The following is an 11,981-nucleotide window of genomic DNA, read 5'->3' as shown; positions in this document are numbered from 1 at the left end:
CTTTAGATACTATTAACGAAATCTACTGTGCGATCGCTGGAGGATTGTTGATGGGGCTTGGCATGCTCATTTTGTTTAGACATCGCTCTAGCCTAGGTGGCTTCAATGTCCTGTGTTTATTCATTCAAGACAGATTTGGTATTTCAGTAGGTAAGACACAAATGGCTATTGATAGTTGCATTCTGTTTGCTTCTTTCTTCTTTGTGACGCCTTGGATTATTGCAGTTTCTATTCTTGGCACTGTCGCTTTGAATGTCGTACTCGCGATGAATCACAAACCAACGAGATATTCAGTAAGCTATACATCTTAACTCATAGCTCGCTTTCAACAATTTCTAGCTGTTTTTGATGGGTAAAACAGCTAGAATCCCGCTTTTATAAGCTATAGTCCTTTCTATGAAAGATTACCTGTCTGCCGCCAAACACGCTCATACCTCCATTTACATTGAAGGGTTAGAGTTCAACCCAAGAACCCGTACCTTGAGTAATAATGGGCAAGTAATCGACCTAGAACCACGCTCAGTTGAGTTACTAGAACTCTTCCTGACGAGTGTTGGAGAGCCTCTCTCCGCCGACGCCATCATTGAATCGGTTTGGCAAAGTAACTTTATCTCAAAAAATGTCCTGACCAACCGCATCAGCACGTTACGCTCAATCATACAAAAATCTCTGCCCGATTCTGATGCCACCAAAATACTCGTTACGTACCCGCGTAAAGGCTATTACTTCAATGCAAGCTCTGTCAGTTTGGATAACCATCAAGAATCACCGTCACCAGAAAGCGCCCCTGTTCCTAGTACACCTTCAAAAGCAAATCTGGTGCTCTGTGCCCTATTAGCTATTTCACTCACGTGTACCGCCATCGTCAGCTACCTGTATTGGATCTCTTCAAGCAACACCGCATCGCTTATGGATGAACAACGCTTGATCCCAAAAGTCGAGCTCTTATTAAACCGAGTCGACGCAATCGGGGAAAATGCACGTAAGCACCGCAGTATCGTCAAAGCTGTACTCTTGCAGCAGCAAATTGAATACGCTTTTACCGATATAGCAAATCAAGATGCGCCGAGTTACTTTCTAGATCCAATCGACAGCTCCCCTTTCTTCCCTGGCGCTAAGAATATGCGAACCAGTGATTACCTCGTCAATATTCAATTGAAAGACCAAGAAGTCGACAGTCGCCTTTCAGCAAAAATCAGTTTGCTTTACCCAAGTTCAGGCAAACTCGCTTTCCGTGGAATTTACTCGATAGACGTCAGTGACATTGCAGATAGCCTGATGGCCATCAATAAAGATCTGGCTCACTATTTCACTTTGCCAGAGCCAAGCGAAACAGCATGGTCTGCAAACACATCGAAAGTGATGCCTTTGTTAGCTCAACAGTCACTCGACATTGATAGCATTCCTTTGGATGAAATGACCGCTACGTTTCTGGCTCGACACTTAGTGTTATTTGAAACCGATAAACAGAAACTCATCCAATTCACCAACAGGATTCAGGCGCACTTTGCGCGTACTCCCGATGAACTCACCCTATGGCTCGGCATGATCAGTTTTAAGGTCCGAGATCTCACATCCGCTCGTGAATTTCTGACTACTCCTGCTGGTAACTCTCGAATAGAAAACGCGCTGGTCTATATGGTGATTTCTCACATCGCCTATAAACAAGGAAACATGGATAAATTCAGACTGAATTACATGGAATCACTGGTCGCACTGTTACGTGTCGTTCCATCAGAAGCACTCTTTGATAGGCTCTCTCAACCAGAATCTGAAGCGACTTGTTTACAGCCTTGGCAAAGTCTAAAACTCAGTGTGAAGGATCCAATCATCCTCAAACAATGGGAAAATTTAATGCTCGATTACTGTCATTCCGTTGGACTTCAAATTTCGAAACCAAGCAGCAGTGCGTTTTAAATGAGAGATAAAGTTCATCTTAAAAACAAAGACCTAAATATAAATTAAGCTTTTATTTAATTTCGTTTTTTGCCCTATTCTCCAGCAAAAACCTAACATTCCTGGCAATCCAATCTGGCACTCACGCCATTCACTCGTCAGGAATGTTCACATGAATAAAGCTCTTGCTATCGTCGCCACTTCAGTCATCGCCCTCCATGGTTGTGGAGGTGACAGTGGATCTTCAACAGGTATTGATCCTAATAAATCGTCAGGTTCCAATAATTTCGATTTCCCTATAAAAGGCTCTAATTTTTCGCCAGAAAAACTGTCTTTTCTCTCTTACAAGACTTACCAAGATGGTGAAGAAAACGAGGAGATACGTTTCGCTTATTCATCGATAAGCACAACAGATCTACTAACGCGCCTCCAAGATGAACTCGACCAAGCGCAAATTAACGGCTCTGAAGAAGCCGCTGATATAACCAAGCTCAAAAGCTGGGTGGAAGACAAACAAAACCAAGGTTCAGAGCACTTTTTCGGTCTTGATACATTTGTGTTTGGTGAAGACCCAGAGTTCAGTGTTTTGTATCAAGGTGGAGATGACTTCACGCATCTCGTCGACAGCAGCATCGAAGTGAGCAAAGAACACAATAAAGACTTATTTGTTACTAACCCTTTGTTCAAACATTCGGGTAGTGCAGTGAAACAAAAAGACCCGAATCTCGATATTAGCCACAACTCAATACAAAGAGAGCTTAATACCAGCGCAGGGCAATTAGCCGATCTACTTGATGTTTTTTATCCTAATGGTGTTGATGACCTTGGCCCAGAAGATACGCAATGTCGCCTTGTCTGGAGCCAACAAATCAAAGAAAACGGCAAACGAGTATCTGTTTCCATTCAGGGAAAAAGCATCGAAACGGCTTATCTAGGTGTCGAAAATTACTACAACGTTAGCTGCGGTGACTATGGCACTACAGATTTCAAACTCAATACCGAGATTTGGTTTAACCCAAGCTTTGGTCTTGTGAAACATATTGAACTTACTGAGAAAAATAACATCCAACTCCATGAAGAAGTAATGTCACTACATTCATTTACTTTTAACAACGGATAGGACAATGACAGATGACGAGTTCCAAGCTTTAAAAGATGTTATCAAGCCGCTTTCCCAAGCGCGGTTGAAGGCTCTTTTACATGCAGTAAAACGTGAAGAAGATAAGCTCAATGAGTTTTCTTATGACGGGTTACTCACTGAGCAGGAACTGGATCTGTTGCAGCAAGTCTCAACGGACTAAAAAAATAAGCTTTGAACCGTCAGCCTTAGCCTCAGGTTCAAAGCTTGACTCGCATAGGGGGGCGAGTATTACTCTATCAAGAGAATCTTAGTTTCGTACGGTCGTAGAGTGATTTGGGTTGATACAGGCATTTCACTTTCAGCATAATTTCCCAAGAGCAGTTTAGCTCGAATCAAATTAATACCTGCTGGTAGCTCAACACTGCACTCATCCGCGTAGTAGTTATTCAAACAAATCAGCGTTTGAGTCGCCGTTTGTCTTTGGTATGCAAATACCGCTTCATGCTCAGGCAACAAATCAGTGTAATCACCATCAGTGATCACCGCGACTTCCTTTCTCAGCTCTATTAGACGCTTGTAAAAATGAAAAACAGAATCATCATCTTGCACCGCTTGTTCTGCGTTTATCTCTTTATAATTTGCCGCCACATCCAACCAAGGCTGCTCTTTTGAGAATCCGGCAAATGCAGAACTGTTCCACTGCATTGGAGTACGAGAATTATCGCGAGATTTTTGTGCCAGAATACTCATCATATCTTGGTGCGCAACACCCTGCTCATTGACCATCACGTTATACATGTTGGTGCTTTCCACATCTCGGTATTGTTCAATGTTGGTATAACCTGGGTTAGTCATACCAATTTCTTCACCCTGGTAGATATAAGGCGTTCCCTGCATCATATGTACCGAAGCTGCGAGCATTTTAGCGGATTCAACTCGATAGTTTTTGTCATCGCCTAAGCGACTAACTACCCTTGGCTGGTCATGGTTACACCAGAACAATGCGCCCCACCCTTTACCATTTAAACCCGTTTGCCAATGGTTGAAGATAGATTTCAATTGCTGAAAATCAAATGGAGCCTTAGTCCACTTTTCCCCGTTGGTGTAATCCACTTTTAAGTGATGGAAGTTAAACACCATCGACAGTTCACTGTTATCAATGTTTGAATACTGCTGACAGTGCTCTAAAGTCGTCGAAGACATTTCACCAACAGTAACACTACCGTATTTTTGGAATACAGCTTCGCTGATCTCTTGAAGGAATTCGTGAACTCGTGGACCGTCGGTATAAAATCGTCGACCATCGCCAATATCATCATTAGCAAAGTCTTGTTGCTTAGAAATAAGGTTAATGACATCCAAACGGAAACCATCGACGCCCTTTTCAGCCCAATAACTGATGATCTCTTTTACTTCACCACGAACTTTCGGATTTTCCCAGTTTAAATCGGCTTGTTCTTTGGCAAATAGGTGCAGGTAGTACTGCCCAGTAGCCTTATCCATTTCCCATGCATTACCACCAAATTTCGACTGCCAGTTTGTCGGCTCTTGACCGTCAACAGGGTCTTTCCAAATGTAGTAATCGCGATAAGGACTATTTTTGTCACCTAAAGCAGACTGGAACCAATGATGTTCCGTTGAAGTGTGGTTAACAACAATGTCCATCACAATACGGATATTACGCTGATGCGCTTCAGACAGTAGCAAATCAAAGTCTTGCATAGTGCCAAACTCTGGGTTGATCGCGTAATAATCTGAAATGTCGTAACCATTATCAATCATCGGTGACTGATAGACAGGCGTTAGCCAGATGGCATCAACCCCCAAAGTCTTTAAATAATCTAATTTTGAAATGATGCCTTTAATGTCACCAGAACCTTGCGATCCGCTATCACAAAAGCTTTTAGGATAAATCTGGTAAATAGTGGCTGTTTTCCACCACATTGCATCTGCCGCTTGAATCGTCATCGCTACTTACTCTTAATAAAATCAAAGACGGAGTGGCGAAAGCCACCACTCCAAAAGGTTATACGTTTCGTTTTCTGATTTATTGCATATACAGGGTCATTAACTTGCACTTACCAGTGCTAATTCACCCTTAGCTTGAGCTCGTTTATAGAAGAACAACGTTAATAGTGCAGGTAATACAACCGCCACCAGCATTGCGACTAAATAGATTGACCAATATTGAGGTTGAATAGATAGGATGCCAGGTAAGCCACCTACACCAATACCATTCGCCATAACACCAGCACTACCACATATCGCAGCGGCAACAGCACTGCCTATCATTGCGCTAAGCATTGGGAATTTGTACTTCAAGTTGATGCCGTACATCGCAGGCTCTGTCACCCCAAGGTATGCAGAGATCGCAGCAGGAACAGAGATATCACGCTCACCTTCGCGTTTACTAAGAATAATGATGCCAACTACCGCAGAAGCCTGAGCAATATTTGATAATGCAATTAACGGCCAAATTGGTGTACCACCAAGCTCTTGCATAAGTTGCAGATCAACCGCATTCGTTGTGTGGTGAATACCCGTAATAACCAGTGGCGCGTATAAGAAACCAAACAGCATTGAACCGATAATGGCAAAGTCACCTGTCATCGCAGCCTTTGCAGCAAAAGCAACACCATCACCAAGTACTCGGCCAAACGGACCAATAAATGCGTGCGCTAAGATTACTGATAAGATGATAGAAACAAAAGGTACAACCACTAAATACAGGTAAGCTGGAACAATTTTCTTGAGGTTAGTTTCAATAAAGGCTAATGCAACACCCGCTAACATCGCAGGAATAACTTGCGCTTGATAGCCAACTTTCTCTATAACGAAGAAGCCGAAGTCCCAGACCTCAGGTACCGCTTTACCAATCATATAAGCGTTCATCAACTGGGGCGAAACCAAAGTTACACCTAAGGTAATACCGAGGATCGGCGTTCCACCCAGTTTCTTCACCGTCGCCCAACAAACACCGACAGGAAGGAAGAAGAAGATCGCTTCACCAATCAGCCATAAGAAAGAATGAACCGTGGCCCAAAACTGACTGATCTCAACCAAAGTTTTTCCATCGAACATGCGAATGTCGCCAATCACATTTCGGAAACCTAAAATCAAACCACCAGTGATAATCGCAGGAAGAAGCGGTACAAAAATTTCGGCTAAATGGGAAATACCACGTTCTAGAATGTTCATGTTTTGACGCGCTGCAAGTTTAGCGTCGTCTTTTGATGACTCTTGTTTACCCGTCAACTCAATTAACACTTTGTAGACATCGTCAACTTCAGTTCCTATAACAACTTGGAACTGACCTGCATTGGTAAAACAGCCTTTCACTAGACTTAATTTTTCCAATTCCGCAGTGTTGGCTATCTCGGTATCATTAAGAACAAATCGCAATCTCGTCAAACAATGACTCACACTTGCGATGTTTTCACTCCCACCGACTAGCTCTATAAGACGCGCAACGTCTTGCTTCGCAATCTTACTCATACTTTCCCCACCCTGGTTTCAATTAACTTTATCACCCGGACCTATGCCGTCTGAGCTTTGAACTATAAATGGGAACATTCCCACCACCTGCTAATTATATTGCCTAAGTGATAATTAAATTAAAATGGGAACAGTCCCATTAATTGAAAGAGATCACAGTATAATTTTAATTCACTTTGCAATTAATGAGTTAGATTTACGAAGTTATACGATAGGGTTTTGCGTATGGTGAGTAATACCAGCTTGACCAGAAAGCTGTGAGATCAATAGGTTAGCAGACAATTCACCCGCAGATTCGTAGCCTGGGTCAATACTGTGTATTTTAGGGAATAAGAAGGATAATAGATCATTGCCACCTACGCCTGTTACTGCAATATCTTCACGTTGTAGCTCTTGCAAACGTTTAATGACACCTAAAGCAAGGGTGTCACTTGCACAAACAATCGCTTGAGTGTCAGCGCTGATAACGTGATCCACTAGCTCATAGGCACTTTCGTGATGAAGCTGTCCTGTTTGATAGTTTGGTGTTAGGTTCATTTTCTCACACCATTCTAAGTACGCTTTCAATCGAAGTTCACCTGTGGATTTATCACTAGGATCAACACCAATAAAAGCAATCTGAGACAAGTTTTGTTGTGTCAGGTAGCTCAGGGCATTTTGAATCACCCCTTCGTTATCGTAATTAATTGACGTGACATTTTCAGTGTCTAGCGCAATAACCACCGCTCTATGCTGCCAAAGTTCGATACTAGCAATATCACAATCGGTGAAACCAAATACAATTACTCCGTCAACATTACGCCTTTTGAGGACTTGTAGATGTTCATTGGTTTTATCACGATCAAACTGACTTTCCATAATCACTACGTCATAGCCCGCGGCATATAAATGGTTGAGCATAGTGCCAACAGCTTTATTCTCTGAAGGGGAGTCTAATCGGGAGATGATCACACCAATCACTTTTTGGCTACCGCCACGCATCGACTGAGCAGACTTCGAAGGTACGTAGCCCGACTCTGCAATAACTCGTTCTACTTTTTCTCGCGTTGCTGGCTTAACCTTAGGGTCATTGGTCAGAACTCGGGACACCGTTGATTTACCAACGCCCGACAGTTTTGCGATATCAAGAATAGTGAGTTTTTTGCTCATAAGGCCTAAGTTTTCTGAAAGGGAAATAAAAAGTGAGGGTCGAAGCCCTCACTTAGAATAACAATAGAAATATGRAATGTCTTTAACGTTACAGGTGGCAGTTCTTATAAACGACACGCCCGAGTTCCAAACGCGCATTTTCACCCTTGGTACGTAGAGTTACGTTATTCAATAGCTCTGCAGTACCGTCGTCTAAAATATACTTAACGCCAGAACCTGCAGCGACTTGAACTAAGCGATATTCATGCTTAGGCAAACGTAGCACTGCTTTTTCACCTTCAAGGAAAGCTACGTCAAAGGACGCATTAGACTCACACTGGTAAGTCACAAACTGGTCGTCAGGTACAACACCTTCTGGCGCTGCTGATTTCGAACAACCAACTAAAGCAATTGTACATAAAGATGCAATAAACAAAGACTTCATACTGCACTCCTCGTCTTTAACAAATTAACTATTTCAGATTTGAGTATAGATAGCGTTGAGCAACCTAAAACTAAAGTTTAACCTTTTAGGAATGCTGGCACTTCTTTGATGCTATCAAGTACGACTGTAGCTAAAGCCTCACCTTTCTCAGTAACAGTTTTGCCTGTTCTGACCAGAACTTTAGTTCCTACGCCAGCGGCTTCTGCTGCCATCATATCTTCGGCTTTATCACCGATCATGACAGAATTAGCCATATCTATATTTAAGAAATCACGAGCTGAAATGAACATACCTGGTTTTGGCTTGCGACATTCACAATCTTGTTTGTAATCACCGATACCGTGTTCAGCGTGATGCGGGCAGTAATAAATACCATCAAGCTCCACACCATTGTCGACAAAATTCCAATCCATCCACTGCGTTAGAGATAAAAAACGATCTTCACTAAACATACCGCGAGCGATACCAGACTGATTGGTCACCAGTACCAATAAATACCCCATATCTTTAAAAGCTTTAGCCGCTTCAAATACACCATCAATGTATTCAAAATCATGCTCATCATGTACGTAGCCGTGATCAACGTTAATCACACCATCACGATCTAAAAAAACAGCAGGTTTAGACAAAATTCAGTTCTCAATCAACTCTCTATAATAAGTAATTATTGCATGCTTTATTTAGTTCATCACTATCTATTTGTTTCCCCAAACTTCCCCTTACAACCGTTTAGCCGTCTAGACGTAAAAATATCTATTGACTTAGATCACGTTACACCATAGCATCGTCTGTAAATCGAGCTAAGTCTCAACATATTATTCTGTTCTCCCTGCACAGGTTTTTCTATGATTAAAGTTAATCAAGTAAATAAGGTTTTCTATCAAGGCACTAAGGAAATCAATGCCTTAATAGACATCAACCTCCACATACCACAAGGTACAATCTTTGGGGTTATCGGCTCTTCAGGTGCAGGGAAAAGCACGCTGATCCGTTGTGTAAATATGCTAGAAGCTCCAACCAATGGTGAAGTGATTGTTGATGGTGTAGACCTTACTAAGTTGTCAAAATCAGAACTTAGCGAAGCACGCCGTAACATCGGTATGATTTTCCAACACTTTAACCTCTTGTCTTCACGTACCGTTTTTCACAATGTCGCTCTTCCTCTTGAACTTGCTGGTACAGATAAAGCAGAAATCGAAACAAAGGTTACTGAACTTTTAAAACTGGTTGGCCTTTCAGACAAGCGTGACACTTACCCTGCAAACTTAAGTGGCGGCCAAAAACAGCGTGTTGCTATTGCTCGTGCACTAGCTTCAGATCCTAAAGTTCTTCTTTGTGATGAAGCAACAAGTGCACTCGACCCAGCAACAACTCAATCAATTCTTGAGTTACTGCGTGAAATCAACCGCAAACTAAACATCACAATGCTATTGATCACTCACGAAATGGACGTGGTAAAGAGCATCTGTCATGAAGTAGCCATCATAGGTGGTGGTGAGCTTGTAGAGAAAGGAACGGTTGGCGAGATTTTTGCTCATCCGAAAACCGAATTAGCTCATCAGTTTATTCGCTCGACTTTGGATCTATCAATCCCAGAAGATTACCAAGTTCGCTTGCAAGAAACGCGTGTTGAAGGCAGCTACCCACTGGTTCGCTTAGAGTTTACTGGCGCTACCGTTGATGCTCCACTGATGACACAAATTGCTCGTAAATTTAACATTGATGTGAGCATTTTAAGTTCAGATCTTGATTACGCTGGCGGTGTGAAATTCGGTATGATGGTCGCTGAGCTATTTGGTAACGAACAAGACGACAACGCAGCAATCGAATTCCTGCGTGAACACAATGTAAAAGTAGAGGTACTTGGTTATGTCCTTTAGTTTCAACGAAGTTACAGAGTGGCTTAGCCTCAATGGTAACCTGCTTATTGGTGCAACGTGGGAAACACTCTACATGGTTGCCGTTGCTGGTATTGTTGGTTTCGCAGTCGGCATTCCTCTAGGTGTCATTCTACACACCTCTAAAAAAGGTGGCTTGTTAGAAAACCCTAAGCTAAACAGCATTCTTGGCGCAATCGTCAATGTAGGTCGCTCGGTTCCATTCTTAGTATTAATGGTAGCGATCATCCCACTAACTAAAATGCTTATCGGTACTTTCATTGGTACTACAGCAGCAATTGTTCCATTAACGATTGGCGCAATTCCATTTGTTGCTCGTTTAATTGAAAGCGCGCTGCTAGAAGTCCCAACGGGTCTAGTTGAAGCAGCTCAGTCTATGGGTGCAACGCCAACTCAAATCATTAGCAAAGTCCTGCTTCCTGAAGCATTACCAACCATTGTTAACTCAGTAACCATCACTCTTGTGACATTGGTAAGCTACTCAGCAATGGCAGGGACGGTTGGTGGCGGTGGCCTAGGTGACGTCGCTATTCGTTACGGCTTCCACCGCTATGATGTGACAATTATGGCCGTGACTGTCGTCATGCTTATTGTTCTAGTACAAATCATTCAGTCTATCGGTGACCACATTGTTCGCCGCGTAGACCACAGATAAGAACTGGCTATTTAGAAGCTGGTCTATATCGAAACCAAATAAATAGATTTATAAAAAGGAGATTATTATGAAATTTAGCCTTAAAGGTTTACTTACTATCGCAGCAGCAGCGTCTGCTCTTGTACTTTCAGGTTGTGGCGAAAAAGAAGTCGACACATCTAAAGTAAAAGTAGGTGTTATGGCTGGTGCGGAAGCACAAGTTGCTGAAGTTGCAGCTAAAGTTGCGAAAGAGAAATTTGGCCTAGATGTAGAACTAGTGACGTTCACAGACTACGTGACACCAAATGCAGCATTAGATGATGGCTCTATCGACATCAACGCATTCCAACACGTACCTTACCTAGATCAGCAAGTTGCTGACCGTGGCTACAAGCTAGCTATTGCAGGTAACACATTTGTATACCCAATCGCAGGTTACTCTAAGCAAGTAAAATCTGTTGATGAAATTCAAGATGGCGCTCGTATTGCAGTACCAAACGATCCAACTAACCTAGGTCGTTCACTGCTTCTTCTTGAGCAACAAGGTCTTATTGAGCTTCGTCAAGGTGCAAACCTTCTAGCAACCGTTCGTGATATTGTTGGTAACCCAAAGAACATCACTATCGTTGAGCTAGATGCTGCACAACTTCCGCGTTCTCTTGATGACGTAGCACTGTCTATCATCAACACAACTTACGCGAGCTCAATTAACCTAACACCAYAAAAAGACGGTATCTTCGTTGAAGACAAAGAGTCTCCATACGTAAACCTTATCGTTGCACGTGAAGACAACAAAGATGCTGAAAACGTACAGAACTTCGTTAAAGCATACCAAACAGAAGAAGTGTACAACGCTGCTTCAGAAATCTTCCAAGGTGGCGTAGTTAAAGGTTGGTAATTCTTTGGTTTATAACCAACTGAATCACACCTCTTTCTAAAGCATCAAAAAAGCCGATATCAAACGATATCGGCTTTTTTATTGTCTATATTAAGCGCGTAAACAACTTTGCTTACCCGCGCAGAACATAAACTATTTGATATGATCCCAAGACATATTTGACACGATTCGACAGTCATCGCATTTGAAATGGAAAATATCATGCAAAGGCTCATCCAATAACCACTCACCGCCACATTTAGGGCACTTACGAGCTTGTTCATCAGCTAAGCTTTTACCACCGACACGATATTGATAATAGTAAGTCGGTATTTTAGACAAGAATTCAATACGCCCACGTAGATCCCAGCCACGTTTGAACAGCACACTGTCAGCATCACAAATCTCATGTAGAGAAGCATGTTCAGCTCGGCAGCCACCAGCCATTTGAATTTCATCGCAGGCTTGCCATTCAGTTTGCCATTTTACCACCGCTTTATGGTCACCATTCGATGTAGGCTTATTAC

The 11,981-nt window shown here is 42.4% G+C and carries 13 protein-coding genes; 7 read left to right on the top strand and 6 right to left on the bottom strand.

Translation table 11 applies throughout. From position 1 onward, the window contains the following. The 4 genes from L4C33_RS14835 to L4C33_RS14820 form a co-directional block, all read left to right on the top strand. Window positions 1–311, top strand: a 311-nt coding sequence (locus tag L4C33_RS14835) for a YitT family protein (protein WP_428813196.1), incomplete at its 5' end; no start/stop codon positions are given. A gap of 85 nt (window positions 312–396) precedes the next feature. Beyond that, a complete protein-coding gene (locus L4C33_RS14830) occupies window positions 397–1,917 on the top strand; it encodes a winged helix-turn-helix domain-containing protein (protein WP_428813195.1) in 1,521 nt (506 codons plus the stop codon). Between the two features lie 151 nt (window positions 1,918–2,068). After that, the gene (locus L4C33_RS14825) at window positions 2,069–3,016 is read left to right on the top strand and encodes a hypothetical protein (RefSeq protein ID WP_428813194.1); all 948 of its coding nucleotides are present in this window, start codon (window positions 2,069–2,071) and stop codon (window positions 3,014–3,016) included. A 4-nt stretch (window positions 3,017–3,020) separates the two neighbouring features. After that, entirely contained in the window at window positions 3,021–3,197 is a 177-nt protein-coding gene (locus tag L4C33_RS14820; RefSeq protein ID WP_167494610.1) for a hypothetical protein, read from the top strand. Between the two features lie 68 nt (window positions 3,198–3,265). On the opposite strand, the gene treC is transcribed toward L4C33_RS14820, so the two are convergent. The 5 genes from treC to gmhB form a co-directional block, all read right to left on the bottom strand. Next, window positions 3,266–4,945, bottom strand: coding sequence for an alpha,alpha-phosphotrehalase (gene treC, locus L4C33_RS14815; protein WP_428813193.1), 1,680 nt, complete (start codon window positions 4,943–4,945; stop codon window positions 3,266–3,268). 99 nt (window positions 4,946–5,044) lie between these two features. Next, window positions 5,045–6,472, bottom strand: a complete 1,428-nt coding sequence (treB, locus tag L4C33_RS14810; protein ID WP_428813192.1) for a PTS trehalose transporter subunit IIBC — start codon at window positions 6,470–6,472, stop codon at window positions 5,045–5,047. A gap of 204 nt (window positions 6,473–6,676) precedes the next feature. Further along, a complete protein-coding gene (gene treR, locus L4C33_RS14805; protein WP_428813191.1) occupies window positions 6,677–7,621 on the bottom strand; it encodes a trehalose operon repressor TreR in 945 nt (314 codons plus the stop codon). An 88-nt stretch (window positions 7,622–7,709) separates the two neighbouring features. Next, window positions 7,710–8,045 carry an MliC family protein gene (locus L4C33_RS14800; RefSeq protein ID WP_428813190.1) on the bottom strand — a complete coding sequence of 112 codons (336 nt, stop codon included), beginning with the start codon at window positions 8,043–8,045 and terminating at the stop codon, window positions 7,710–7,712. Between the two features lie 77 nt (window positions 8,046–8,122). After that, entirely contained in the window at window positions 8,123–8,674 is a 552-nt protein-coding gene (gene gmhB / locus L4C33_RS14795) for a D-glycero-beta-D-manno-heptose 1,7-bisphosphate 7-phosphatase (protein WP_428813189.1), read from the bottom strand. 216 nt (window positions 8,675–8,890) lie between these two features. Between gmhB and metN the strand changes: the two genes are divergently transcribed. The 3 genes from metN to L4C33_RS14780 all read left to right on the top strand — a co-directional run bounded on the left by metN (window position 8,891) and on the right by L4C33_RS14780 (window position 11,475). Continuing rightward, window positions 8,891–9,925: a methionine ABC transporter ATP-binding protein MetN gene (metN, locus tag L4C33_RS14790; RefSeq protein WP_428813188.1), complete on the top strand. Its 1,035-nt coding sequence runs from the start codon at window positions 8,891–8,893 to the stop codon at window positions 9,923–9,925. Beyond that, on the top strand, window positions 9,915–10,598 hold the full coding sequence (locus L4C33_RS14785) for a methionine ABC transporter permease (protein ID WP_428813187.1): 684 nt from the start codon (window positions 9,915–9,917) through the stop codon (window positions 10,596–10,598). The genes metN and L4C33_RS14785 overlap by 11 nt, the downstream gene beginning before the upstream one ends. Window positions 10,599–10,665: 67 nt before the next feature. Beyond that, on the top strand, window positions 10,666–11,475 hold the full coding sequence (locus L4C33_RS14780; protein ID WP_428813186.1) for a MetQ/NlpA family lipoprotein: 810 nt from the start codon (window positions 10,666–10,668) through the stop codon (window positions 11,473–11,475). Between the two features lie 132 nt (window positions 11,476–11,607). Here the strand turns inward: L4C33_RS14780 and L4C33_RS14775 are convergent. Continuing rightward, window positions 11,608–11,981 (bottom strand): DUF2310 family Zn-ribbon-containing protein (locus L4C33_RS14775; RefSeq protein WP_428813185.1); only part of this gene is annotated, 374 nt, incomplete at its 5' end.

The organism is Vibrio makurazakiensis (genome assembly GCF_050337375.1).
In the GTDB taxonomy this organism is placed as follows: Bacteria; Pseudomonadota; Gammaproteobacteria; order Enterobacterales; family Vibrionaceae; genus Vibrio; species Vibrio makurazakiensis.
The sequence above is the reverse complement of the archived record's forward strand: the minus strand, read 5'-3'. Positions and strand labels throughout refer to the sequence as shown.